This window comes from Nocardia sp. NBC_01388, assembly GCF_045040085.1.
GTDB lineage: Bacteria > Actinomycetota > Actinomycetes > Mycobacteriales > Mycobacteriaceae > Nocardia.
On record NZ_CP109553.1, the window covers coordinates 3383540 to 3409201 of the forward strand.

General features: G+C 67.1%; 26 protein-coding genes. 7 read left to right on the forward strand and 19 right to left on the reverse strand.

Annotated elements, in window-relative coordinates:
• Window positions 1–44: 44 nt before the first annotated feature.
• From coaBC to OG716_RS16770, 15 genes are all read right to left on the reverse strand, one after another.
• Window positions 45–1265 carry a bifunctional phosphopantothenoylcysteine decarboxylase/phosphopantothenate--cysteine ligase CoaBC gene (gene coaBC / locus OG716_RS16700; protein ID WP_355120237.1) on the reverse strand — a complete coding sequence of 407 codons (1221 nt, stop codon included), beginning with the start codon at window positions 1263–1265 and terminating at the stop codon, window positions 45–47.
• 83 nt (window positions 1266–1348) lie between these two features.
• Complete coding sequence (gene rpoZ, locus OG716_RS16705) at window positions 1349–1615, reverse strand: DNA-directed RNA polymerase subunit omega (RefSeq protein ID WP_297624082.1); 267 nt, start codon at window positions 1613–1615, stop codon at window positions 1349–1351.
• 87 nt (window positions 1616–1702) lie between these two features.
• Window positions 1703–2284, reverse strand: coding sequence for a guanylate kinase (gene gmk, locus OG716_RS16710; RefSeq protein WP_405138503.1), 582 nt, complete (start codon window positions 2282–2284; stop codon window positions 1703–1705).
• A 7-nt stretch (window positions 2285–2291) separates the two neighbouring features.
• Window positions 2292–2615, reverse strand: a complete 324-nt coding sequence (gene mihF / locus OG716_RS16715; protein WP_297624062.1) for an integration host factor, actinobacterial type — start codon at window positions 2613–2615, stop codon at window positions 2292–2294.
• Window positions 2616–3151: 536 nt separating this feature from the next.
• Window positions 3152–3577 carry a VOC family protein gene (locus OG716_RS16720; RefSeq protein WP_405138504.1) on the reverse strand — a complete coding sequence of 142 codons (426 nt, stop codon included), beginning with the start codon at window positions 3575–3577 and terminating at the stop codon, window positions 3152–3154.
• A gap of 59 nt (window positions 3578–3636) precedes the next feature.
• Window positions 3637–4479: a patatin-like phospholipase family protein gene (locus OG716_RS16725; protein WP_405138505.1), complete on the reverse strand. Its 843-nt coding sequence runs from the start codon at window positions 4477–4479 to the stop codon at window positions 3637–3639.
• 71 nt (window positions 4480–4550) lie between these two features.
• Window positions 4551–5375: an orotidine-5'-phosphate decarboxylase gene (pyrF, locus tag OG716_RS16730; RefSeq protein WP_355120247.1), complete on the reverse strand. Its 825-nt coding sequence runs from the start codon at window positions 5373–5375 to the stop codon at window positions 4551–4553.
• 4 nt (window positions 5376–5379) lie between these two features.
• Window positions 5380–8685 carry a carbamoyl-phosphate synthase large subunit gene (gene carB / locus OG716_RS16735; RefSeq protein ID WP_405138506.1) on the reverse strand — a complete coding sequence of 1102 codons (3306 nt, stop codon included), beginning with the start codon at window positions 8683–8685 and terminating at the stop codon, window positions 5380–5382.
• Window positions 8685–9803 carry a glutamine-hydrolyzing carbamoyl-phosphate synthase small subunit gene (gene carA, locus OG716_RS16740; RefSeq protein ID WP_355120251.1) on the reverse strand — a complete coding sequence of 373 codons (1119 nt, stop codon included), beginning with the start codon at window positions 9801–9803 and terminating at the stop codon, window positions 8685–8687. The genes carB and carA overlap by 1 nt, the downstream gene beginning before the upstream one ends.
• A complete protein-coding gene (locus OG716_RS16745; RefSeq protein ID WP_405138507.1) occupies window positions 9800–10315 on the reverse strand; it encodes a transporter in 516 nt (171 codons plus the stop codon). The genes carA and OG716_RS16745 overlap by 4 nt, the downstream gene beginning before the upstream one ends.
• Window positions 10315–11667, reverse strand: coding sequence for a dihydroorotase (locus OG716_RS16750; protein WP_405138508.1), 1353 nt, complete (start codon window positions 11665–11667; stop codon window positions 10315–10317). Before OG716_RS16750 ends, OG716_RS16745 begins: the two co-directional genes overlap by 1 nt.
• Window positions 11668–11812: 145 nt before the next feature.
• Window positions 11813–12778, reverse strand: a complete 966-nt coding sequence (locus tag OG716_RS16755) for an aspartate carbamoyltransferase catalytic subunit (protein ID WP_405138509.1) — start codon at window positions 12776–12778, stop codon at window positions 11813–11815.
• Complete coding sequence (gene pyrR, locus OG716_RS16760) at window positions 12775–13410, reverse strand: bifunctional pyr operon transcriptional regulator/uracil phosphoribosyltransferase PyrR (RefSeq protein WP_405138510.1); 636 nt, start codon at window positions 13408–13410, stop codon at window positions 12775–12777. The genes OG716_RS16755 and pyrR overlap by 4 nt, the downstream gene beginning before the upstream one ends.
• A 340-nt stretch (window positions 13411–13750) precedes the next feature.
• Window positions 13751–14521, reverse strand: coding sequence for an amino acid ABC transporter ATP-binding protein (locus OG716_RS16765; protein WP_405138511.1), 771 nt, complete (start codon window positions 14519–14521; stop codon window positions 13751–13753).
• On the reverse strand, window positions 14518–16314 hold the full coding sequence (locus OG716_RS16770; protein ID WP_405138512.1) for an ABC transporter substrate-binding protein/permease: 1797 nt from the start codon (window positions 16312–16314) through the stop codon (window positions 14518–14520). The genes OG716_RS16765 and OG716_RS16770 overlap by 4 nt, the downstream gene beginning before the upstream one ends.
• Window positions 16315–16468: 154 nt before the next feature.
• Here OG716_RS16770 and OG716_RS16775 point away from each other — a divergent pair, with 154 nt between their 5' ends.
• The 3 genes from OG716_RS16775 to OG716_RS16785 all read left to right on the forward strand — a co-directional run bounded on the left by OG716_RS16775 (window position 16469) and on the right by OG716_RS16785 (window position 18261).
• Window positions 16469–17341 (forward strand): alpha/beta fold hydrolase, encoded by an 873-nt coding sequence (locus tag OG716_RS16775; protein WP_405138513.1) that lies wholly within the window; start codon window positions 16469–16471, stop codon window positions 17339–17341.
• A gap of 87 nt (window positions 17342–17428) precedes the next feature.
• Entirely contained in the window at window positions 17429–17602 is a 174-nt protein-coding gene (locus OG716_RS16780) for a hypothetical protein (RefSeq protein ID WP_405138514.1), read from the forward strand.
• Between the two features lie 32 nt (window positions 17603–17634).
• Window positions 17635–18261, forward strand: a complete 627-nt coding sequence (locus OG716_RS16785; protein WP_405138515.1) for an alpha-ketoglutarate-dependent dioxygenase AlkB — start codon at window positions 17635–17637, stop codon at window positions 18259–18261.
• Window positions 18262–18473: 212 nt separating this feature from the next.
• Here OG716_RS16785 and OG716_RS16790 read toward each other — a convergent pair whose 3' ends face one another.
• Both OG716_RS16790 and OG716_RS16795 read right to left on the reverse strand, forming a co-directional pair.
• Window positions 18474–19715: an FAD-dependent oxidoreductase gene (locus OG716_RS16790; protein ID WP_405138516.1), complete on the reverse strand. Its 1242-nt coding sequence runs from the start codon at window positions 19713–19715 to the stop codon at window positions 18474–18476.
• 84 nt (window positions 19716–19799) lie between these two features.
• Complete coding sequence (locus OG716_RS16795) at window positions 19800–20363, reverse strand: DUF4334 domain-containing protein (protein WP_405138517.1); 564 nt, start codon at window positions 20361–20363, stop codon at window positions 19800–19802.
• 210 nt (window positions 20364–20573) lie between these two features.
• On the opposite strand from OG716_RS16795, the gene OG716_RS16800 reads away from it, so the two are divergent.
• From OG716_RS16800 to OG716_RS16815, 4 genes are read left to right on the forward strand one after another with little or no spacing between them, the layout of a single operon-like run.
• A complete protein-coding gene (locus OG716_RS16800; RefSeq protein ID WP_405138518.1) occupies window positions 20574–21587 on the forward strand; it encodes a J domain-containing protein in 1014 nt (337 codons plus the stop codon).
• 5 nt (window positions 21588–21592) lie between these two features.
• Window positions 21593–22579: a hypothetical protein gene (locus OG716_RS16805; protein ID WP_405138519.1), complete on the forward strand. Its 987-nt coding sequence runs from the start codon at window positions 21593–21595 to the stop codon at window positions 22577–22579.
• Between the two features lie 13 nt (window positions 22580–22592).
• Window positions 22593–23915: an adenylosuccinate synthetase gene (locus OG716_RS16810; RefSeq protein WP_405138520.1), complete on the forward strand. Its 1323-nt coding sequence runs from the start codon at window positions 22593–22595 to the stop codon at window positions 23913–23915.
• A 10-nt stretch (window positions 23916–23925) separates the two neighbouring features.
• The gene (locus OG716_RS16815) at window positions 23926–24555 is read left to right on the forward strand and encodes an NUDIX domain-containing protein (RefSeq protein WP_405138521.1); all 630 of its coding nucleotides are present in this window, start codon (window positions 23926–23928) and stop codon (window positions 24553–24555) included.
• A gap of 72 nt (window positions 24556–24627) precedes the next feature.
• On the opposite strand, the gene OG716_RS16820 is transcribed toward OG716_RS16815, so the two are convergent.
• Window positions 24628–25143, reverse strand: a complete 516-nt coding sequence (locus OG716_RS16820) for a MarR family winged helix-turn-helix transcriptional regulator (protein ID WP_405138522.1) — start codon at window positions 25141–25143, stop codon at window positions 24628–24630.
• A 35-nt stretch (window positions 25144–25178) separates the two neighbouring features.
• Window positions 25179–25652, reverse strand: a complete 474-nt coding sequence (locus OG716_RS16825) for an alpha/beta fold hydrolase (protein WP_405138523.1) — start codon at window positions 25650–25652, stop codon at window positions 25179–25181.
• Window positions 25653–25662: the final 10 nt, after the last annotated feature.

Genomic DNA, 25662 nt, shown 5'->3' on the forward strand with positions numbered 1-25662 from the left:
CCGCCCTGTCGGTGTGTCGCCCTCGGCCGGGCATGGAACGGCGGTCAGCGCAGCAGCGGACCGAGCGAATCCAGCACCCGGCTCGCCAGCAATGCCTTGGATCCGTGGTCCAGCGCGATCTCGGTGCCGTCGGCGCCGAGTAGCCAGCCGTCGTTGTGGTCGACCTCGAAGGCCTTGCCCTCGCCGACCGCATTGACCACCAATAGGTCACAGCCCTTGCGCACCAGTTTGGCCCGGGCGTGGGTGAGCACATCGGCGTGCTCGTCACCGGTCTCGGCGGCGAAGCCGACGATGGCGGTGCCCGCCAGCAGCCCGTCGCGACGGGACTGCACCAGACCCGCGAGAATGTCGGGGGTCTTGGTCAATTCGATTGAATTCGGTTCGTCCGCACCCTTTTTGATCTTCGCGGCGGCGACGTTCACGGGCCGGAAATCGGCCACCGCGGCAGCCATGATGACAGCGTCCGAGCCGATGGCGTGCTTGTCGACGGCCACCTTCAACTGCTCAGCGGTGGTCACGTGCACGACCTCGACCGAAGCCGGAGGCTCCAGGCCGATGGTGTTGCCCGCGATGAGCGTCACATGCGCCCCGCGCTGCGCGGCAACCCGGGCAATGGCATAGCCCTGCTTGCCGGAACTGCGATTGCCCAGGAACCGCACCGGATCGAGCGGCTCACGCGTGCCGCCCGCCGAAACGATGATGCGCCGGCCTTCGAGATCCCGCGGCACCGCGTCGGTGCGCTCGAGCAGCAGTGAGGCGAAGCTGAAGATCTCCTCCGGCTCCGGCAAACGGCCTGCGCCGGTATCGGATCCGGTGAGTCGACCGTGCGCCGGCTCCATGACCATGGCGCCGCGCGCGCGCAGTGTCGCCACATTCGCGATCGTCGCGGGGTGCTCCCACATTTCTGTGTGCATCGCGGGCGCGAACAGGATGGGACATCGGGCGGTGAGAAGTGTGGCTGTCAGTAGATCGTCCGCGCGGCCGGCAGCGGCACGCGCCATGAGATCCGCTGTCGCGGGAGCGATGACCATCAGCTCGGCCTCCTGGCCGAGTCGCACATGCGGCACCTCGGGCACATCGGCGAATACGCCGGTGTGCACGGGATGACCGGACAGCGCCTCGAACGTGGCCTTGCCGATGAAGTTCAATGCCGACTCGGTGGGAATTACGCGAACCTCGTGCCCGGTTTCGGTGAACCGGCGCACGAGGGCGCAACTCTTGTATGCGGCGATACCGCCGCCGACACCGACGATGACCCGGGTCACCGCATGCCCCGGGTGAATTCTGTCGTCACTACGCCTCCAGCGCCGTAGTAGAGATGCCTGCTTGTTGCCGCAACGCCGGGGGCTTATTCGCCCTCGGTGTGCTCCAGCAGGTCGGCGTGGATCTCGCGCATGGCCACCGACAACGGCTTTTCCTGCAGACCCGGCTCGACCAGCGGGCCGACATATTCGAGAATGCCGTCACCGAGCTGGTTGTAGTAGTCGTTGATCTGCCGGGCCCGCTTGGCTGCGTAGATGACCAGCGCGTACTTCGACGAGGTCCGCTCCAGCAGTTCATCGATCGGCGGGTTGGTCAGGCCGATCGGAGTGTCGTAGATGGCCGCGGTCTTCATTTCAGTACTCACTAGGAAGGCTCCTGCGGGGTTGTTCGAGAGGTGGAGCCGGCCCACTTCGAAGATGGGCCGGTCGATATACGAGGACTACCTCGAAATTGTGCTAACGAACAAGGATACCAACTGCTCACAGGCACTGGTCACCTCGTCGTTCACTATGACGGTGTCGAACTCGTCACAGGCCGCCAATTCGGTCCTGGCGGTTTGCAGCCTTCGCTCTATGACCTCGGGCGATTCAGTGCCTCGCGTGGTGAGCCGGGATACCAGTTCGTCCCAGCTGGGCGGGGCCAGGAAGACCAAAGTGGCCTCCGGCATGGTCTTGCGGATCGAGCGTGCCCCCTCGAGGTCCACCTCGATCAAGACCGAGTGTCCGGTCGCGAGCGCTTCGCGCACAGGTGCGGCCGGGGTTCCCGACCGCTGCAGTCCACCGTGGATATCGGCCCATTCGAGGAGTTCGTCCGTCGCGATCATGACGTCGAAATCTTCGCGGGAGACGAATCGGTAGTCGCGACCGTCGACCTCACCGGGCCGGGGGGCCCGGGTGGTGGCCGACACACTGAATACCAATTCGGGCAGTCGTTCGCGCACGCAGCGCACGACAGTGGACTTACCGACGGCCGAGGGGCCGACCAGGACTACCAGCCGGCCCTTCCGAGTGTGTTCGACCACCCTCGGATTATTCCGCGGTGAAGTCGAACCGGGCCAGCAGCGCCTTACGCTGCCGATCGCCCAGTCCGCGCAGTCGGCGGGTCGGTGCAATTTCCAGTTCGCTCATGATCTCGGCAGCCTTGACCTTGCCAACCTTCGGCAGGGCCTCGAGCAGCGCTGAAACCTTCATCTTGCCGAGAACTTCGTCCTTCTCGGCATCAGCAAGGACCGTCTTCAGATCGGTACCGCCACGCTTCAGGCGCTCCTTGAGCTCCGCCCGAATGCGCCGGGCGGCAGCCGCCTTCTCCAAAGCAGCGGCGCGCTGCTCGTCAGTCAGCTGGGGAAGGGCCACGGTTCCTCCGTCTCGTCGTTCATTGCTTGTACTCCCGCCGTTCGAACCGGCGGTCTCAGCGACCGTACCCACGACGCTTGGCGATTGCGAACCCACCCCCCAGGTCAGCGCGTGATTCCGGGCGCGACCGGGTGGAATGCACATCCGCGTCGGCCCTCGCGCACCGGCTGCCCCGCCCCTGCCGCCGGGACGGCGAATCCCCTTGTCATCAGCGGTTTTTCGGCCTCCGGAAAGGCCCGCGAACCCGGTACCGAATGTCCGATTCAGACCGTGACCGAGCTGTAATCATCCGACCTGGAACTTTCTGGATTTCCTCGGCGTGTCGCACGATTTCACACCGCGTGTCGCGCATCACCCGACACATTCGAACACCGTTCGAAGACTCGATTCCGCCGCAGGTCCAGCCCCCGCGTGCCGCCCCGATGACATGTCCTGCCCCCTGGCGCGGCCACAGACGGGTTAAACCTCGCCGATGCGACTTCCCGGGCGTTTCACCCAACGCGGCGGGCCAGGCGGGCGATCAGGCAAGCGCTTGGTCAATCCTCGTACTGGCAGAGCTCGATCAACGTGCCCTCCGGGGCGCGCAGATGCGCCACGCGCGTGCCCCAGGCGGGCTGGTCGGCAGGCACGGTGGTGAGTTCCGCGCCACGCGCCTCGACGGTCTTCGCGGCGGCATCGACATCACCGACCCGCAGCACCACCACAACGGTGTCGATGCCGTCCTTCGGCCGATGTTCGGCACCGACCGCCGCGTCCATGTAGGCGCGGGTGAACAGGGCCAGATCGGCATCACCCGCGACGAAGCAGGCGTAAGGACCGGCGCCGGGCTCCTGCTCGCCCGGCTCGTGATGCTTGAGCGGCAGCCCGAGGATGTCGCGGTAGAAGCGATAGCTGTCCGCGAAATCGTCTACCAGCACACGGGTTTGACCGTACGAGAGCAGGCCCAGGTCGAGACCGGACATGAGAAATCCGCCTTTCACTACAAAGTAATCCTCGAAAACTGTAGTGAAAGGCGGCGAATTCAGCGGGTCGGCCAGACCGCCTTCAGGCGCGGGGCTGCCTCGGCGGACTGGCGGTAGCCGGCCTCGTAGGCCGGTTCGAGGGCGGCGGGGCTGAAGACATCCGGGCCGATGGCGGCGATGGCTTCGGCATCGGGAACGATGGACAGGGTTGCGGCACCGCCCAATTCGCTGTCCTTGGGCGCGTGCGGGAACATGTGGGCCAGTGGCTCGATGATCACGATGAGCTCAGCGCCGGCCGCGAGATCGGCATTGATGGGCGAGCCGAGACCGCCGTCGATGTAGTAGCGGCCGTCGACGGGGATGGGCGGGAAGATGCCGGGAACCGAGGTGCTGGAGGCCAGTGCCTCGGGCAGGGTCGCGGCGCCCGCGCGGGTCCAGGCGTGGCGCTCACCGGTGGTGATATCGACGGCGGTGACGATGAAATCGGTCTCGGGCCAGTCGGAGACCGCGGCCAGACCGCCGATCCGGGCGACGTGATCGGCCGGATCGCCCACATTCATTTCCAGCGCACGAGCGCCCGCCAGTTTGCGTGCCTCGTTCGCGGGCAGGCCGGAGTTGAGCAGCAGATTCATGATCTCGCCGAAGCCCGACGGATCTATCGGCGGCCGTGCCGAATTCGGTTCCGGCCTGATGAGCAGGCGCTGCACATCGCCGTGGCCGGTGAGGACGGCGCCGACCACCGAGCCCGCGGAGGTGCCGACCACCCGGTCGGCGAGGGACAGGTCGATGCCCGCCTCCTGCAGCCCCTGGGCCAGGCCTGCCATCCAGCAGATGCCGACGGCTCCGCCACCGCCCAGTACGAGAGCATAGCGAATACCGTTGGGCGACACTGCGTCAGACATGGTCCCCACTGTACCGAAACGGCCCGCCACGGCACCGAGAGAATCGGCGTCGTCGCGGGCCTACCGGTTGATCAGTGCTGCAGGAAGGCGAATTCGTCGGCCAGTTCGGCCACGCGCGCCTGCAGCGCGGTGACGGACGGTCCGGACTTGAGAACCTCGCGGGAGACGTTCGGCAGTACCGCGCCGAGATCGCCCGCGGGGACCAGGTTGCGGATGGAGTCCGCTCCCCCGCCCTGCGCGCCCACACCCGGCATGAGGATGGGGCCGTTGAGGGCGGACAGGTCCGGCGCCTCGGTGAGCGTCGCACCGATGACCACACCGACGGAACCGAATTCCGCGCCCGCATTGGCGGCGGCCGCATCGTCGACCATGCGCTGGGCAATGGTGCGACCGTCGGGACCGGTGATGCGCTGCAACTCCGCACCTTCCGGATTGGAGGTGGCGGCGAGTACGAACACACCGCGATCGTTCGCCTTCGCCAGCTCCAGCGCCGGTGCGAGGGAACCGAATCCGAGGTACGGCGACACCGTGACGGCATCGGTGCCGAGCGGGCCGTCACCGAGCCAGGCGTGCGCGTAGGCGTCCATCGTCGAGCCGATATCGCCGCGCTTGGCATCGGCGAGCACCAGGGTGCCCGCCGCGCGCAGTGCGGCAATCGCGTTCTCCAGCACCGCGATTCCACCGGAACCGTAGGTTTCGAAGAACGCCACCTGTGGTTTGACCAGGGCCACCCGGCCGGCGAAGGCCTCGACGCACGCGTCGGTGAACTTCGCCAGGCCGTCGGTGTCCTCGGTCAGGCCCCAGGCTCGCAGCAGCGGCGGGTGCGGGTCGATGCCCACGCACACCGGTCCGTGCTTGTGCATCGCATCCCGCAGCCGCACACCGAAACTCGTCATCGGATCAGCCCCGGAGGGTGGCGTGGAGCTCCTGCAGGGACCGCACGCCGATGCCGCCGTTGATGGTGGCCTCGATGCCCTGCACTGCCGCGGCCGCACCCTGCACCGTGGTGATGCACGGGATATTCGCGCTCACCGCGGCGGTGCGGATCTCGTAACCGTCCACGCGCGGACCGTTATTGCCGTACGGGGTGTTGAAGACGATATCGACGTCGCCGTCCTTGATCATGTCCACGATGCTGGGCTGATCGGTCTTCTCGTCCGAGTGCTTGCGCACCTGCTCGCACGGAATACCGTTGCGCCGCAGCATTTCCGCGGTGCCCTCGGTGGCCAGAATCCGGAAGCCGAGATCGTGCAGCCGCTTGACCGGGAACACCATGGCCCGCTTGTCGCGGTTGGCGATCGAGACGAAGGCAGCGCCCTCGGTCGGCAGCGAACCGTAGGAAGCGGTCTGCGACTTGGCGAATGCCGTGCCGAAGTCGGCGTCGATGCCCATGACTTCACCGGTGGACTTCATCTCCGGCGAGAGCAGCGAATCGATGCCGCTGCCGTCGGGCCGCTTGAAGCGGTGGAAGGGGAGCACGGCTTCCTTGACCGCGACCGGGGCGTCCATCGGCACGGTGCCGCCGTCGCCTTCGGCCGGGAGCAGGCCCTCCTTGCGGAGTTCGGCGATGGTGGCGCCCAGTGCGATGCGCGCCGCGGCCTTCGCCAGCGGTACCGCGGTGGCCTTGGAGACGAACGGCACGGTGCGGCTGGCGCGCGGGTTGGCCTCGAGGACGTAGAGCACATCGTCCTTGAGCGCGTACTGCACATTCAGCAGGCCCTTGACGCCGATACCGTGCGCGAGCGCGGTGGTGGAGCGGCGCACCGCCTCGATATCGCTGCGGCCCAGGGTGATCGGGGGCAGGGCGCACGCCGAGTCACCGGAGTGGATGCCGGCCTCCTCGATGTGCTCCATGACGCCGCCCAGGTAGACCTCGTCGCCATCACACAGCGCGTCGACGTCGATTTCGATGGCGTCTTCCAGGAACCGGTCGATGAGCACCGGGCGATCCGGGCTGATATCGGTGGCGCGGGAGATGTAACCCTCGAGGGTCTGCTCGTCGTAGACGATCTCCATACCGCGTCCGCCCAGCACGTAGGACGGGCGCACCAGCACCGGGTAGCCGATCTCGGCGGCGATCTTCTTGGCGGCCGGGAAGGTGGTGGCGGTACCGTACTTGGGCGCCGGAAGTCCCGCTGCGACAAGGACATCGCCGAATTCGGCGCGGTCCTCGGCCAGGTCGATGGCGGCCGCGGAGGTTCCGACCACGGGCACACCCGCATCGGTCAGCTTCTGCGCCAGGCCCAGCGGGGTCTGGCCGCCGAGCTGGCAGATGACGCCCACGACGGTGCCGGATTCGCTTTCCGCGTGGTACACCTCGAACACGTCCTCGAACGTCAGGGGCTCGAAATACAGGCGATCGGCGGTGTCGTAGTCGGTGGAGACGGTCTCCGGATTGCAGTTGACCATGACGGTCTCGTACCCGGCGGCCGACAGCGTCTGCGCGGCATGCACACAGCTGTAGTCGAATTCGATGCCCTGGCCGATGCGGTTCGGACCCGAACCGAGGATGAGCACCTTGCCGCGTTCACGCTGCGGCGCGACCTCGGACTCGGCGGCGGGATCGAGCTCGTAGGCCGAGTAGTGGTACGGCGTCTTGGCCTCGAACTCGGCGGCGCAGGTGTCGACGGTCTTGAACACCGGGCGAATGTGCAGCCGGTGGCGCAGCGTGCGCACGCCGTCCTCACCCGCGAGTTCCGGTCGCAGAGCGGAGATCTGGCGATCGGACAGACCGTAGTGCTTGGCGCGGCGCAGCAGCGCCTCGTCCAGCACGGGTGCGTCGATGATCTCCTGGCGCAGCTGCACCAGTGCGGCGACCTCGGCCACGAACCACGGGTCGATGCCCGAGGCCTTGGCGGTGTCCTCGATGCTCGCGCCCAGGCGCAGTGCCCGCTCGACCTGGTAGATGCGGCCCTCGGTGGGGGTCCGCAGATCCTCGAGAATCGCCTCGGTGTCGGTCCACTCGCCGTCCGGCAGCGTCCAGAAGCCGGTGGCCTTGGTCTCGAGCGACCGCAGCACCTTGCCCAGGGCCTCGGAGAAGTTGCGGCCCAGCGACATTGCCTCGCCGACCGACTTCATGGTGGTGGTCAGCGTCGGGTCGGCGCCCGGGAACTTCTCGAACGCGAAGCGCGGCGCCTTCACCACGACGTAGTCGAGCGTGGGCTCGAAGCAGGCCGGGGTTTCCTTGGTGATGTCGTTGACGATCTCGTCCAGCGTGTAGCCGATGGCCAGCTTGGCGGCGATCTTGGCAATGGGGAAACCCGTTGCCTTGGAAGCCAATGCGGACGAGCGCGACACCCGCGGGTTCATCTCGATGACGATGAGACGCCCGTCGGCCGGATCCACCGCGAACTGGATATTGCAACCACCGGTGTCCACGCCGACCTCGCGCAGAATGTCGATGCCCAGATCGCGCATCTTCTGGTACTCGCGATCGGTGAGGGTCATGGCCGGGGCGACGGTCATCGAATCACCGGTGTGCACGCCCATGGGGTCCACATTCTCGATCGAGCAGACGATCACCACATTGTCGCGGCGGTCGCGCATGAGCTCGAGCTCGAATTCCTTCCAGCCCAGGATGGATTCCTCGATGAGCACGTTCGCGGTCGGCGAGGCGGCGAGGCCGCCGCCGGCGATGCGATCGAGATCCTCGTGGTTGTAGGCCATACCGGAGCCCAGGCCGCCCATGGTGAAGGACGGGCGCACGACCACCGGGAAACCAAGTTCCGCAACGGTTTCGCGGACTTCGTCCATGGTGTAGCAGACCTTGGAGCGGGCGCTCTCGCCGCCGACCTTGGCGACGATGTCCTTGAACTTCTGCCGGTCCTCACCGCGCTGGATGGCTTCGAAGTCCGCGCCGATCAGCTCGACGTTGTACTTCTCCAGAATGCCGTTCTCGTGCAGGTCGACAGCGCAATTGAGCGCGGTCTGGCCGCCCAGGGTCGCGAGGATGGCGTCGGGGCGCTCCTTGGCGATGACCTTCTCGACGTACTCCCAGGTGATCGGCTCCACGTAGGTGGCGTCCGCGTACTCCGGGTCGGTCATGATGGTCGCCGGATTCGAGTTCACCAGCGACACCCGCAGGCCCTCGGCCTTGAGCACGCGGCAGGCCTGGGTGCCGGAGTAGTCGAACTCGCAAGCCTGGCCGATGACGATCGGGCCCGAGCCGATCACCAGGATGTGATTGAGGTCGGTGCGGCGAGGCATCAGGCTCCTTCCAGCAGCGTGGCAAAGCGATCGAACAGGTAGGCGGCGTCGTGCGGTCCGGCGGCGGCCTCGGGGTGGTACTGCACCGAGAAGGCGCGCCCGCTGACCAGCTGAACACCTTCGACAACACCGTCATTGGCGCAGATGTGGCTGACTTCGGCCTTGCCGAACGGGGTGTCGAAGACCTCGCCGCGCTCGCCCTCGAGGGCGAAGCCGTGGTTCTGCGCGGTGATCGAGATGCGGCCGGTGTGGTGTTCGATGACCGGGATATTGATGCCGCGGTGGCCGAACTTCATCTTGTAGGTATTGCGGCCCAGGGCGCGGCCCAGGATCTGGTTGCCGAAGCAGATGCCGAAGAGCGGCAGATTCTCCTGCAGCACAGCCTGAGTCAGCGCCACGGCGCCGTCGGCGGTGGCCGGGTCGCCGGGACCGTTCGACAGGAACACGCCGTTGGGGCTCAGTTCCTTGATCTGGTCCAGCGTGACATTGGAGGGCACCACATGCACCCGGATACCGCGCTGGGCGAACATGCGCGGGGTGTTGGACTTGATGCCGAGATCGACCGCCACCACGGTGAAGCGGTGCTCGCCGTCGGGCTCGATGGTGTACATCTCATCGGTCGAGACCTCACCGGCCAGGTCCGCGCCCAGCATGGAGGGCTGGTTGTTGACCCGCGCGACGAGCTCCTCGTAGTCGGCGAGCGCCTCGCCGGAGAAGACGCCGGCCTTCATGGAACCGCGAGTACGCAAGTGCCGCACCAGGGCTCGGGTATCGATGCCCGCGATGCCGACGACGTTCTGGTTCTCCAGCTCCTGCTGCAGCGTGCGCTTGGAGCGCCAGTTGGAGGCGCGCCGCGAGGGATCGCGCACGGCGTAACCGGCGACCCAGATCTTGCCGGACTCGTCGTCCTCGTCGTTCCAGCCGGTATTGCCGATCTGCGGGGCCGTGGCCACCACGATCTGCCGGTCGTAGCTGGGGTCGGTGAGGGTCTCCTGGTACCCGGTCATCGCGGTGCAGAACACCGCCTCACCCAAAGTCTGTCCGACGGCGCCGAAGGTCGTCCCGCGGAATACGCGGCCGTCCTCGAGCACCATCACTGCGGTATCGCCGCTGCTCATGCCTCGTCTCCCGTCTTCGTCGTCTGTTTCGTAGGTGCCGTCCCGGTCCACGCCGGGTACACCGTTTTGTCGTCTCCCCGGAATCCGGTATCCACCTCGGTTCCGGTCGGCAGCTTCCAGCGAATCACCAGCACACCGCCTTCCGTCATGACCTTGCCCGCATGCCCGCGCTCGGTGCGCACGGCGGTGATGGACTCCTCCGGAATCCAGACCGTGCCCGCGCCGTCGCGTTCGAGCAGGATGCCGCGTTCGAACCGAGTCAGCTCCGCTGTGGCCCGGAAGCCCAGGTCGCCCACCGTGATTCGCTGAATCCAGCTGGGCGCCAGGGTGCTGCCGAGATACATGCCCGTGGTCGGCTCCAGCAGTTGCGCACCGCAGTCGGCGGGCACCACCGGCAGCTCACCGATCGATGCCGCTTGCTTCTTCGCGCGGCCGGTCCAGGCCCGGTACATGCCCCACAGGCACAGCGCGAAAAGTGCGAGCAGCACGACAATCGTCAGCGTTCGCTCCATTACGGTCCTCCTCGGTTCCCCACCCGCCGGTCTCCGCCGGCGAAGACCTCATCGCCACCGCGCGCGGCGCTGGCGACCCCGTCCCGGGAGGTGATCCGGCCACGCAGGAAGGTGGCGGTCACCTTCGCGGGCAGGGTCATCTCCTCGAACGGAGTGTTCCGGGCGATGCTGGCGAGTTCCTTCGCCCGCACCGTCCATTCGGTATTCGGATCGATCAGCGCCAGATTGGCCGGTTCGCCGACGGCGAGCGGGCGGCCCTGATCATCCAGACCGACTATGCGCGCGGGGTTTTCGCTCATCACCCGCGCGACGCCGCGCCAATCGAGCAGACCCGGGCGGACCATGGTCTGCACGACGATCGACAGCGCGGTTTCCAGGCCCAGCATGCCGGGACGGGCAGCGGCGAATTCGCAGCACTTGTCCTGTTCGGCGTGCGGGGCGTGATCAGTGGCGACACAGTCGATGACACCGTCGGCGAGGGCCTGCCGCAGCGCGGCCACATCGGAGGATTCGCGCAGCGGCGGGTTCACCCGGTTCACCGCGTCGTAGGTCTCCAGCCGCGAATCGTCGAGCAGCAGGTGATGCGGAGTGACCTCGGCGGTGATCGAAATGCCTTGGCTCTTCGCCCATTTCACCAGTTCGACGGTGCCGGCGGTGGAGGCGTGGCAGATGTGCACGCGCGCACCGGCATCACGGGCCAGCAGCGCGTCGCGGGCCACGATGGACTCCTCGGCGGCGCGCGGCCACCCGGCCAGACCCAGGCGGGCGGCATTCGGGCCCTCGTGGGCGACCGCGCCCTTGGTCAGGCGCGGCTCCTCCGCATGCTGGGCGATGAGCACGCCCAGGGAGTTCGAGTATTCCAGCGCACGGCGCATGATCAGCGGGTCGTAGACGCAGTGGCCGTCGTCGGAGAACATGCGCACCGAGGCGAGACCGGCTGCCATGGTGCCCATTTCGGCGAGCTGCTTACCTTCGAGACCGACGGTCACCGCACCCACCGGGTGCACATCCACCAGGCCGACCTCCTGGCCGCGCCGCCACACATGGTCGGTGATGACCGAGGTGTCGGCGACCGGGCTGGTGTTCGCCATGGCGAACACGGCCGTGTAGCCGCCGAGCGCCGCTGCGGCGGAACCGGTTTCGATGGTCTCGGTGTCCTCGCGGCCCGGTTCCCGCAGATGCGTGTGCAGGTCGATGAAGCCCGGCAGCAGGAATTGCCCGGCGCCATCGATGATTTCGGCCTCGCCGCCGTCCAGACCGGCACCGATCTCGCGGATCTCACCGTCTGACAGAAGGACGTCGACGGGGTCGCCTTCGCCGTACAGAAGGACGTTCTTGATCAGGATGCTCATGCTGCGCCCTCCTTGGCATTCGCTGGCACTGCGTGGTTACGCAGGCTGCCTCCTCCGTGCCTGACGCTCATGCCCGAACCTCGCCGGCGCTCGGCTCGGCCATGCGCGATGCGCGCTGTGTCTTCGATTCGCTCGCTGCGCTCGCTCATGCCAGCACCTCGTCGGTTCCGACCAGCAGGCGGAAGAGCACCGCCATGCGCATATGGACTCCGTTGTTGACCTGTTGCAGCACAGCCGCTTTGGGGGAATCGGCCACAGCCGACGCGATTTCCATACCGCGCAGCATGGGCCCGGGGTGCAGGACCACCGCATGCTCGGCGAGCATGCCCAGGCGGCGCTCGTTCAAGCCGTAGTTGATCGAGTACTCGCGCGCCGACGGGAAGAAGCCGCCGTTCATGCGCTCGGCCTGCACGCGCAGCATCATGACCGCGTCCGCGCCGGGCAGCTCCGCATCGAGCGAGCTCGCGACCCGGACCGGCCAGGCCTCGACGCCGACCGGCAGCAGCGTCTGCGGAGCGACCAGCACCACCTCCGCGCCGAGAATGCTGAGCAGGAAGGCATTCGAGCGAGCGACCCGGCTGTGCAGGATGTCGCCGACCAGCACCACCCGCTTACCTTCCAGATCGCCGAGACGCTGACGCAGGGTCAGTGCGTCCAGCAGCGCCTGGGTGGGGTGCTCGTGCGTGCCGTCGCCGGCATTGATGATGGCCGGGCCGGGACCGACGAACCCGCCGCTGGATTCCTGCATCTGGGAGAACCAGCGCGCGATCTGATGCGCCGCACCCGAGGCCGGATGCCGCACGATGAGCGCGTCCGCGCCCGCCGCGTGCAGGGTCAGCGCGGTATCGCGCAGCGATTCGCCCTTGGAGGCCGAGGAGCTCGAGGAGCTGACATTGATGACGTCGGCGCTCATCCACTTGCCCGCGACCTCGAAGGACACCCGGGTGCGCGTGGAGTTCTCGAAGAACACCGTCATGACGGTGCGGCCGCGCAGGGTCGGCAGCTTCTTCACCTCACGGCCGAGCAGTGCCTGTTCGAACCGCTCGGCATCATCGAGCAGTGCGGTGGCATTGGCGCGATCCAGATCGGTGACCGAAAGCAGGTGCTTCACTTCTCCCTCTCCTGACGCAGGTGCACACCGTCGCGACCGTCATGCTCACGCAGCAGCACCGAGATGTCCTCGGTGCGGGAGGTGGGCACGTTCTTGCCGACGTAATCGGCGCGAATGGGCAGTTCGCGGTGGCCGCGGTCGATGAGCACGGCCAGCTGCACCGCGCGGGGGCGGCCCAGATCGCGCAGTCCGTCCAGCGCCGAGCGCACGGTGCGACCGGAGAAGAGCACATCGTCGACGAGGACCACCAGCACGTCTTCGATACCGCCCTCGGGCACCGAGGTGCGCTCGAGCGGACGATGCGGCTTGCTGCGCAGGTCGTCGCGATAGAGGGTGATGTCGAGGGAGCCGACGGCGGGGCGCACACCGGAGAACTCTTCGATGCGGCTTGCCAGTCGAGTGGCGAGAGTCGTTCCGCGCGTGGGAATCCCGATGAGCACCACGCGGGGCGTGGTCGGGTCGCCGGAATCGAGAGCGGTCTTCTCGATGATCTGGTGCGCCATACGTGCGATGGTCCGGCCGACGTCCGAATCGGAGAGCAATTCGCGTCCGGCTTCCACCTGTGCGGGATCGTGCCGCTGCGAGTATTCGCCAGCGCTCGACTTGGCCGCCCGATCTTCGGGCACAGCCATGCCGACCTCCTTCCCCGCCTCACCGGACGGTCCGTTAAAGGATGTCTTTTCGGGTACGCAGCCTAGCAGCGGTACCGGGTCAGGCCGTCACCGCACCCCTGTGGCAACCGAGTGTTCGCGGCCGGTTCGCGCGCTGTCCGGGATACACCTTTCGCGGAGTGGGCGATTTGCCGTGATCACCCCGCTATACGGCGCGCACCAGCAGGTTTCCACGGGCGAATCCTCGCAGGCGGGGCAGGGCAATAGCAATCCCGTAGTTAAGATTCAGACCGATTGGTCTGCGATGAATCCATCCCCGGCACGTGATGCTGGGAGGAATCTCACATGTCCCGCGCGACGGTCACAAGACCTGGGACAGGAACTGCCGTAGTCGCGGAGTTTCGGCATTGTCGAAAAGCTGATCCGGCACACCCGACTCCACGACCTGCCCGCGATCCATGAAGACCAGGCGATCGGAAACCGAACGGGCGAAGCCCATCTCGTGGGTCACCACGATCATCGTCATTCCTCCGGAGGCCAGGTCGGCCATCAGCGAAAGCACACCTTTGACCAGTTCCGGATCCAATGCAGAGGTGACCTCGTCGAACAGCATCAGCGCCGGTTTCATTGCCAGCGCCCGCGCGATCGCGACGCGTTGCTGCTGACCACCGGACAGATTCGCCGGACGCGCATCGGCCCGGCCCGCCAGGCCCACGATCTCCAGCTGCTCCGCGGCGACCGCGCGGGCTTCGTCTTTCGACAGTCCCCGCAGCTTCCGCGGTCCCAGCGCCACATTGTCGGCGATGGTCATATGCGGAAACAGGTTGAACTGCTGGAACACCATCCCGATGCGCTGCCGCAAGCGATCCGGATCCTCGCGCAGCACCGACTGCCCGTCGATCAGCACATCGCCGGAATCCGGCTCGTACAGCCGATTCAGTACGCGCAGCAGGGTCGACTTACCCGAACCGGAAGGGCCGATGACGGTGGTGGTCTTGCCGGCGTCGACGTGAATGTCGATGCCACGCAGTACATGATTGTGAGCCAGCGTCAGATTCAGGCCGGTCCCGGTGAGGGATGCACTGCGTGGCCGGTCCGGGGTCTGCGCCGCGTCTTCGGTCGGCTCGCTCATGCGCCGCGACCTTCCGTGATGGCGGCCTCCTCGACCGGTGCGGCGGGAGCTTCGGCCCGCCCGGTCCGAAGGCGCTGGTCGATATAGTTCACCAGGTGTGTGAGCGGAACGGTCAATAGGAGATAGACCAGACCGGCGGCGACCAGTGGCGAGAGATTCCCGGTCTCCGCGTTGAGATCTCGGCCGACCGCGAACAATTCACGTTGCGTCGAGAGCAGGCCGAGGAAGTAGATCAGGGAGGAGTCCTTGATGAGCGCGATGAACTGGTTCATCAGGGCGGGCAGCACCCGGCGCACACCCTGCGGAATCACCACCAGCGTCATCGACTGCCGATAGCCGAAGCCGATCGCCCGCGCGGCTTCCAGCTGCCCGGATTCGACCGACTGGATGCCCGACCGGAAGATCTCACCGATATACGCCGAGGCGAGCAGCGCCAGCGCGACCGCGCCCAGCCAGTAGGGATTGTTCCCGGTGATGCCCTTGAACACGGGGCCGAAGCCGAGACCGATGATCAGGATCGTCACCACGGCGGGCAAGCCTCGGAAGATATCGGTGTAAACCCTTGCGGGCCAGCGTAACCAGCGCGTGCGGGAGATGCCCGCCACTGCTAGCAGCATCCCGAGGATGGTGCCGAGAACACCCGAGACCACTGCCAGAATGAGGGTGTTCGGCAGACCGGTCTTGAACAGCGCCGGAAACGCCTTGCGGTAGAGCGACCAGTCGAGGAACGTGTCCTTCAATTGCGCCAGTGTCGATTTCGGTGCGGCCTGCGCGGTTTCAGCGCTCTGATGTTCGGCGGCGATCTCGGCGAAATCCGGCAGCGTCGGCATGGGTGCGGCCTTCGAACCCGGCTTCCAGCCCGGCGGGAACTGCCGCGGCTCCCATTGGGAGTAGATGCGGGCGTAGGTGCCGTCGGCGATGATCGCATCCAGTCCGGCATTGAGCGCCTCGGTCAATGGCTGATCGCCCTTGCGCACTGCGAAGCCGACATAGTTCTGCAGACTGAAGGTGTTCTGCACGACCGACGCCGGATCGCCGGGCTTGATCGCACCGGCCGCCTGCCCGGACGGCGCCACCCAGGCATCGAGCTGTCCGGACTTCAGATTCGCGTAGGCGGTGGTGAAGTCGGGGAAGGTCACCGGGTCCAGGTGCAGCGTGTTGACCACATACTCGTTCTGCACGGTGCCCTGCACAACCCCGATTCGCAGCCCCTTCCGGAGATCCGGAAAGCCTTTGAGGGCACTGCCGGTGGGGACGACGAGCGAGAAATAGCCGAAGTCGTACCCATTGGTGAAGTCGACGAGTTGTCTGCGCGCATCGGTGGCGGTGATGCTCGCGGCGCCGACGTCGAAGCGCCGATTGGCCACCTGCGCCAGCAGGCCCGCGAACTCGGTTCCCGAAAATTGCACTCGCAGGCCGAGTTTCGCCGCGATCGCCTTCAGCAGTTCATTGTCGATGCCGGTGAAGACGCCCTGGGAATTCACGCAGACGCTCGGCGGCGCATCGGAGATCGTGCCGACGCTCAGTGTGCCGGGGTTGATCAACCCGAGTTTGCCGACATCGATCTGCGAGAGCGGAACCGTGGCCGGGGTCGTGTACAGATCCACACCCGCGGTCGGGCCTGCCGCCAGGTTCGGCGGTGCGGCCGACGCGAAGTTCACTCCGGGCGGGGAACACAGATCGCGGGGCCCCGCGGAATTGCCGCCGGTCGAGCAGGCGGTGGTACACAGGATCAAGACGATCGACAATATCGCGAACACCGCACGCGATCGTGATCCGGCCATTCGAGCCATACCCGAAAACCATAGCGGCACTGCGGCCTTGCCGGTGGATATCCGCGCACCTCGACTCCGGAACCCGAATTCCCCGACCGCGTGAACGGCGCGAATCCGCACCTGCGCGGCAGGTCTTCATACACCGTAAACCGCTGTGTGCGATGCTCGGTGTGTGAGCAATGAAGCCGACTTCACCGAACCTGCCCGCGTCACCTTCCGCGGCCAGGGCGGTATCGCACTCGCCGCGGACAGCTGGGGACCCCAGGACGGACCGCTCGTGGTGTTCCTGCACGGGGGCGGCCAGACCCGGCACTCCTGGAAGGATTCCGGACTGGCGCTGGCCAAGGCGGGCATGCACGCGGTCCTGCTCGATGCGCGCGGGCACGGTGACAGCGATTGGGCGCCGGACGGCAACTATTCGCGCAATGCCATGGTCGAGGACCTCATCGGTGTCCTCGAGCAGCTCGGCAAGCCCGCGTTCGTGGTGGGCGCCAGCATGGGCGGTCTCACCGGCCTCATTGCCAGCGCGCACCCGCAGCGCGATCGCATGACCGGGCTGGTCCTGGTGGATGTGGTGCCGCGGCCCGAACGCGCCGGCGTGGAGCGCGTCATCAATTTCCTGGACAGCAATCGGGAGGGTTTCGCGAGTCTCGAGGAAGCCGCCGATGTGGTGTCCGCCTATCTCCCGCACCGCCGCAAGCCGCGCAATCCCGAAGGGCTGCAGCGCAATCTGCGGCAGCGCGCCGACGGCCGCTGGTACTGGCACTGGGATCCGGCCATGCTGTCGGGGCGCGGTGAGGAGATCGATTTCCATACCGATCCGCTGGAGGACGCGGCACGGCAGCTGACCATGCCGGTGCTGCTGGTGCGCGGTGCGCTCTCCGATGTGGTGAGCGAGGAGGGCGTGCGCGCCTTCCGGGAGCTGGTCCCGCACGCGGATTACGCCGAGATCGGCGCGGCCGCGCATACCGCCGCCAGTGATGCCAATGACGAGTTCACCGATGCGGTCGTCGACTTTGTGCGCGCACACGTGCGCACCGAATGAGCTGATCGAGAGCCGGTTCACCACCAATTAGCAGTGGACGTATGAACCTCGGCCGGACTACTGCGAACGTTCACCTACGCCGGCGCGATGGGCGCCGCCGCCGCGGGCGGCGCCTTCCTCTCCGCCCGCAGTGGTGCGGCGGGACTGCACCATCTCGCGCTCTTCATGCTCGTCGCCTCCGGATTGTTCCTGACCCTCACACTGGCGGACCGCTCACTGTGCCTAACGGGCCGACCCGCCCGGGACACCGTGTCGGCTTGATCATCTGCTGGATAGAACGTATGTTCGATCTCATGTCGTCGCCATTGCAGGGATCGCTGCTCGATGGATTCGGGGAGCTCGAGGTTGGTGCGCTGGACGGAATTCAGCGCACGGTCTTGAGCAACGGCGCGTGGGTGGATGTGCTGCCCGGCTGGTTGAGCGGGGCGGACCTGCTGTTCGAGCGGCTCGCGGCGGATGTGCCGTGGCGGGCGGATCGCCGGCCGATGTACGACCGGGTGGTGGATGTGCCCCGCCTGCAATGCTTCTACGACGAGGGGCAGCTACTACCGGATCCGGTGCTGACCGACGCGCGCGATGCCCTGAGCCGGCACTACCGGCAGGAGCTGGGCGAGCCGTTCACCTCGGCGGGCCTGTGCTACTACCGCGACGGTATGGACAGCGTTGCGTGGCACGGGGATACGTCCGGCCGGGGAGCCACGCACGACACCATGGTGGCCATCGTGTCGGTCGGCGCCGCGCGAGCGCTCATGCTGCGACCGCGCGGTGGTGGCGAGAGCCTCCGATATCCGCTCGGCCACGGCGACCTCATCGTCATGGGTGGCTCCTGCCAGCGCACCTGGGAACACGCGATTCCGAAGACGCGGCGACCGGTCGGCCCCCGCATCAGCATTCAATTCCGCACCCGCGGCGTGCGCTAGCAACCGACCCGCAGCGGCAGGCTCGTTGGCAGCCTGAGCAGCAGGACCGGCGGGCGAAGGTTGAACTCGCCGAATCGGCTCGCGGACGAGCCGCGGAAGAACCGCTGGCGGACGAGCCGTCGAAGCTACCGACCAGGCGCGCGAACCGCCGAAGCTACCGACCAGGCGCGCGAACCGCCGAAGCTACCGACCGGGCGCGCGAGCCGTCGAAGCTACCGAACGGGTGGGCGGCGGGCGAAATCTGGTGCGTGCTCGGGCAAGACGCCGCGGCTGACGAAGAGCGGTGGCAGGTCCCGCACGAGTGGGATGCGGCGGAACAGGCGCAGTGCGAGCGGTGCGCGCTGGGCATTCGACAGATTCCGCCGGCCCTCGACCGCCGGGCCGACGAGCAGCGCATGGATGATGCGCTGCACGGTCTGCGTGAGGACCGTGGGCAGGGTGCGACGGCGCTGCACACGTGCCAGTTCCGCGGCGGTGACGGTACGCGAGAGTAGTTTCGGCGCAAGGATTCTCGCGGCCGCCACCGCGTCCTGTACCGCCAGATTGATGCCGACGCCGCCGACCGGGGACATGGCGTGCGCCGCATCACCCAGGCACAGCAGTCCGTCGGCGTACCAGCGGTCGAGGCGGTCGAGCTGCACATCGAGCAGCTGCACCTGATCCCAGTCGCGCAGAACGTCAGTCCGGTCCGCGAGCCACGGGACAGCGTCCGCCAGGCTCCGCATGATCACCTCGACCGATTGCCGCTGCCGCAGCGCCGGGTCACCGCCCTTCGCGAGGAGAGTCGCGCACTGCCAGTAATCACCCCGATCGAGCATGATGGCGAAACGATTCTGCGTCAGCACCGGAACCGCACCGGCCGGATCGGTGTCATGGCGCGGGATGCGGAACCACCACACATCGAACGGGGTGGCCCACCGATGCGAACCCAGACCCGCCGCGGCGCGCAGGATCGAGCCGCGCCCGTCGCACGCCACCGTGAGATCGGCGCGAATCGTGCCGGTGGCACCGTCTTTGGTGCGATAGCGCACGCCGACTACCCGGCCCGCCTCCCGCACCAATTCCGTCACCTCGGTATTCATCCGCAGCCGGAAGGTGGGTTCGATATCGGCGGCCCGCGCCAGCAGATCCAGCAGATCCCACTGCGGAACCATGGCGATGTACTTGTGCCGCCCCGGAATGTTCCCGAAGCTCGCCGCGGTCACCATCGCGCCGCCGATCGGCAATTGCACCGAATTCATCCGCCGCTGCGGCAATTTCGCGAATTCCTCGCCCAGCCCGAGCTCATCGAGCAGGTCGAGGGTGGTGGGATGCACGGTGTCACCGCGGAAATCGCGCAGGAAGTCACCGTGCTTCTCCAGCACCGTCACCTCGACCCCGGCGCGGGCCAGCAGCAATCCCAGGATCATGCCCGCCGGTCCACCCCCGGCGACAAGACAGGTCGTGCGTTCCATCGGGTACCCCTCCCGAGCGACAACCATCAACACTCTCGATGGTAGGCCGCAGGCGCACACCGGCCGCCCGCTTACCGCGAACGGCTACCGGTTGCGGAAGAGGATGAAGAAGTACGGATCTCGCATACCGCGCATATCCATGACGCCCAGCAGCGTGTTCTCATCGACCTTGCGGAAGACGTCGATGATCGGCAGGTGGTCGTAGATCATTGCGGCACTGGACCTTCCGCGGAATTCCAGATTGCGCAGCCGGGCGCGCGGGATGCGGGTGCTCAGTAGCGGGCGCAGTACGCCGAGCGAGCGGCGCACCGGGCGCAGCGCTGCGACCGGCACCTTTCCGGCCAGGAAGAGCGGCACCCGGCGCGGGTCGACGGGGAACACCTCGCCATCGGGCCCGGCGAACAGCAGCGGTTGCACGGAGTCGGCGTCGTCGAACTGCTTTCCACACCAGCCGGATTCGACCAGTACGCCCTGCCACGGATGCCCGGTGTCGAGTTCGTCCCCGCCCCAGCGACCGGTGGTGATCTCCTCCACCCGCACCGCCGGCAGTGCGTCGAACAGCGCCCACGCCTGCTCGGGGGTGCAACCACCGTTCCGCAGCGCGGCCAATCGCGCCCCGGCGTCCGGTACCGATTCACCGACGACCATCCCAGACCTCCTCGTCGAGTGGATGAAAGATTCCGTGCCACATTATCTCAACACGGCAAATCGGTTCGCGCACATGGGCATCTTCACCGAAGCCCAGACGGCAGCGACCTTCGACCGGCCGTGGATGCATCACCAGCCAGTTCTAGTCTTCTCGACAATAAGTTTCCGAATCGCTGGCGTTCTATGTTTTAGTCAACTAGCCTAAAACGCATGACGACGGTGCGGGACACGGTGCAGGCCATTCGGGCGGCGAAGCGACCCGAGGACCTCTTCGGCAGCGCCACAACCGATTCCGCCGCCCGCAAGGACGCACAGCGCCGGTATCACCGGCTGGCCGCGACCGTTCATCCCGATCGGGTGGCAGCCGATGAATCCGATATGGCCAAGGCGGCATTCGTGCGACTGGCCGAGCTGTACAAGCAATGGCTGGACCTCGATGACGCGAGCCTGCACGTGACCGGGGCGCACGGGACATATCCGGTCGGCAGGCTGCTGGCGTGCGGATCGGTCACCGACCTGTATCGCAGCGGCAGCGATCGGGTCGTGAAAATCCCCCGGCGCTCCGCCGCCAACAGACTGCTCGCCGGTGAGCGAAACGCGCTGCGCGACCTCGCGATGACGGCCGAGGAGCACGACTGGCTGCGACCGTACTTTCCCGAACTGGTGGATACCGTCGATCATCTGGACGCGGGCGAAACCCGGACCGTGAACGTACTCAATGCGCTCACCGAGGGATTCGTGACGCTGGAACAGGTGCGCACCGCCTACCCGGACGGGCTGGATGCGCGCGACTACGCCTGGATGCACCGGCGGCTGCTGCGCTGTCTGTCCGGGGCGGCTCTCGCCGGGTGGGTGCATACGGCCCTCTCCCCGGCGAATGTGCTCATTCATCCACGGCTGCACGGTGTGGTGCTGGTGGGCTGGTCGTTCGCGACCCGGCCGGGCGCACCCGCGGCCGCGACCCTCGGCTCACTCGACTACCCGCCGGAGATCAACGAGGCGGTCTCCCCCGCCACCGATGTGTATCTCGCGCATCAGCTGATGCGCACCATGCTGGGCGATCGCGCGCCCGCCGCAATGCGCGCCTTCGCCGCCGGCTGTATGCAGCCCGATGCGCGGCTGCGCCCCGACGCCGCCGATCTGCTCGGCGAATTCGACGACCTGCTCGACCGGCTTTACGGACAGCGCCGCTTCCGGCCCTTCGAGCTCACGAAAGGACAGTGATAGCAATGGGTTACGGAAACTGGGACGACAGCGCCTACGACGCCGCCCGCACCTTCCGCGCCGCCCGCGGCCTCGACGATTTCGGCTATACCGCCGATATGCGGTCGGTGCCCTGGGACAAGTGGAAGGCGCACAAGTCGCTCGACCCCAAAAATGTGGGAATGCGGGAGTCTCGCGATTCGGCCGATCACGGGAACTCGCTGCCCATCGCGGTACTGTTCGACGTGACCGGGTCGATGGGCGCGGTGCCACGGATCATGCAGGAGAAGCTCGGCAAGCTGCACGGGCTGTTGCAGCGCAAGGGATATGCCGACGATCCGCAGATCATGTTCGGCGGCATCGGCGATGCCGACACCGATCGAGTTCCGCTGCAGGTCGGGCAGTTCGAGTCCGACAATCGGATGGACGAGCAGCTGCGGCTCATCCTGCTGGAGGGCGGCGGTGGCGGGCAGAAGTCCGAAAGTTATGAATTGGCCGCCTATTTCATGGCGCGGCACACCGCCACCGATGCCTGGGACAAGCGCGGGCAGAAGGGCTACCTGTTCATCGTCGGCGATGAGCTGAACAAGGCGCGGCTGGCATCACGGCACATTCGACATGTCATCGGGGACAAGGTGTCCGCGGATGTCGCGGTCGAATCGATCTATCGCGAGCTCGCCGATCGCTGGCACGTGCACTACATCCTGCCCAATCAGTCCAGCTACTACGGGGATCCGGAGATCGCCGAGCACTGGCGTGGACTGCTCGGCGAACGCTTCCTGCGCCTGGACGATCCGGCGGCGGTGTGCGAACTCATCGCGCTGACCATCGGCATCGGTGAGGACCGCATCGATGTCGGTGCGGGACTGGCGGATCTGCGGGACATCGGCTCGCTCGACGAGGCGGATGCGGTCGGCAAAGCGCTCGCTCCCCTCGGCGCGGCGCGGCGCACCCGCAGTGTCGGCGCACTGCCCGCCGCCACCGGCGACGACGACATCGATTTCGGAAACTAGAAGGGGGACCGCAATGTTCGGCGATCGCCACCTGATCGTGGTGGACCTCGGGTTCGGCGACGCCGGCAAGGGGGCCACCGTGGACTGGCTCTGCGCACCGGAGTCGGGCCTGGATGTGTCCGCCGTGGTGCGGTTCAACGGCGGTGCGCAGGCGGCCCACAATGTGGTCGCCGGCGGACGTCACCACACCTTCCGGCAGTTCGGGTCCGGCACCTTCTCCCGGGTACCGACCCTGCTGTCGCGGCACATGCTGGTGGAACCCATCGCGCTGGCCGCCGAGGCCCGCGCGCTGGCGCTGCTCGGCATCCCCGATCCGCTCTCGCTGATGTCCGTGGACGAGCGGGCGCTGCTCACCACTCCGATCCACGGGGCCGCCAACCGTTGCCGGGAGGATGCGCGGGGTGCGTCCCGGCACGGTTCGTGCGGTATCGGCATCGGGGAAACGGCGAGCTACGCGCTCGCGCACGACGCGCCGCGGGTGGGTGATTGCCGGCGGCCGGATGTGCTGCGGCGCAAGCTGATCGCACTGGAGGAGCACTATCGGCCGCTCTTGGCGGGCAGTGGGCACCGCTACGACTCGATCGATGATCTCGTCGACGTGTACACCGAATTCGCTCGGGCCGTGGCGATTCTGCCCGGCGATCAGCTGGCCGTCTTCGCCGAGAGCGGGCGGCTGGTGTTCGAGGGCGCGCAGGGGGCGCTGCTCGACGAATGGCGGGGGCTGCACCCGTACACCACCTGGTCCACGGTGGAACCTCGGCATGCGCGGGCCATGCTGGCTCGGATCGATGCGCCCGGGTACGTCCTGGGCATCACCCGCGGCTACTTCACCCGGCACGGGGCGGGACCGTTCCCGACCGAGGCTGCGGAGCTGCGAATTCCCGAGCGGCACAATGGGACCGGCACCTATCAGGGCGAATTTCGCACCGGGCACCTGGATCCGATCCTGCTGCGCTACGCGGTCGATGCCTGCGGTGGCATCGACGGACTCGTCGTGAACCATGTGGACGCGGTCGGCGATATCCGCACCGCCACCGGATATCTCACCGCCGACGGCCATGTCGACCGGCTCGACTGCGGCACGTGGCAGGACCTCGACCACCAGCAACGGCTGACGGACCTGCTGAACGGTGCGACACCGGTGCTCGCGGACCTGCCCGCCGACGTGCCCGGCTACCTCGAAGCCGAACTGGGCGTGCCCGTGGTGCTGACCGCCCACGGGCCCGATCGCGCCGACCGCCGCGCCCGATCCGGGCAGGTCACGCAGCCCGCGCCGGGCCGGGCACGCAGCCCGCGCCGGGCCGATCACCCGATCGCTCCCCCGGCTACGGCATGATTGACCACTTGTGGAGCAACAATCCGCAGTATCCATCGATGTGATCGCCCTGCGCTACGGCCGCGACGACGCGACCGTCACCGTGGGTATCGCACCCCGGGAGTGGGAGCCGTTCGCCGGCGCCCTCGCCCTGCCCGGCGTCCTGCTCCACCGCGGCGAACGGCTCGAGGCCGCCGCTCGCCGCGCCGTGCACACCAAACTCGGCGTCCCCGAACAGGCCATCCTGGCGGTGGGCCAGCTCGCCACCTTCGACGAGCCCAATCGCGATCCGCGCGGGCCGACGCTGTCGATCGCCATGTGGTCGGTCATCGCCGACCACGACTCCGACACTTCCGAATGGCTTCCGTTCGAACGCATTCCGGCACTGGCCTTCGATCACAATCGGATCGTCGACACCGCGCGCGGGATCTTCGCCGAAATGCTGTGGAAGCACCTCGAATTCACCCGCCCACTCGTCGGCGAGCAGTTCCCCGCCACCCGCGCGGTCGAACTCACCGCCGCGCTCGAGGGCACCCGCCCCGACCCCGGCAACCTCAACCGCACCCTCGCGGCCCTCCCGGGTTTGACCCGCACCGGCGAGCGCGTTCGAGTGAAGGCAACCGGCAGACCGGCAGCCGTCTGGGCATTCGCCGCGCGGTAGCAAGCACTCCCGGACACACCTGACCTGCGATTGCCGGACCGCGGTACTCCCGTCCCGTGATAGCGCCCGCCCTCAGGTCGGATCGGTCAGCGTGCTGTGGTGATCGCGCAAAGCGCGGATGACCGCTGTCAGGACGCGGTGTGTGGCCAGCAGGTCCTGTTCGGGAAAATCGCTCATGGCCGCGCGCGCCTGCTCGCCTACCGGGGTGAAGAAGTCTTCGGCCGCTTCGCGGCCGGACGCGTCGCGGTACAGGATGACCCGGCGCCGGTCGGTGGCATCGGAACCGCGCCGGAGGTGGCCGGATTCTATGAGACGTTCCACCAGGTAGGTGACCGCGGCGGACGACATTCCCATCAGCTTGCCCAGCTGCCCCGGCGTCAGCGGACGGTCGGCGTTCTCCGCTGTGGAGATGTGCATCAGGGCACGGAAATCATTGGGGCGCAGGTTGTTCTCCCGAGCGAACACATGGCCGAGTTGGTCCGAAATGGCGCTCAGTGCGCGAATGTCGGCGCCGATCTCGGCTTCCAGCGCACCGCGCGGCGCCGTCGAGCCGGTGGGCGCGGCTGCTGTCGGGTCACTCTCGGTCACCGTCGCAGCCTAGCGTTCCAAAGTCTCTCCATTGCTCAATAGTTAAGTTTCTGAAATTGTGTCGGAGGAGCGCTCGGCTCGATACGCCGTGAGATGCAGGGCGTCCAACCAGACCAACCCAGCCACATCCCGCGGGACAGCCGCGCGAACCGATGCGCGAAGAACCCTCCGAGCGAATGGGCAGCGAGAACGTATGGCGCAGCGATGTTCTGAACGCGCAGCAACTCGTGCAGCTCCGTAGCGACCGCAGCAGCGGTACACGGCAGCGGGAGCGGATCGCTGTAACCCGAGCCGCCACGGTCGTACACCACAGCAGTCGTGAACCGCGAAACCTGCTGCTGGACAACGAAATAATCCAACCCGACCGCACTGGCCCCCGGCAGGAACACCACCGCCGGTCCCCCACTACCCAGCCGATGCACAAAACCCGCCGACCATCGACGTCGTGAAATCCCCCGATCGGCGGCGCAAGCCGCGCAGAAGAAGCGCTGTTGTTCGTCATACGACAACCCTCCAACC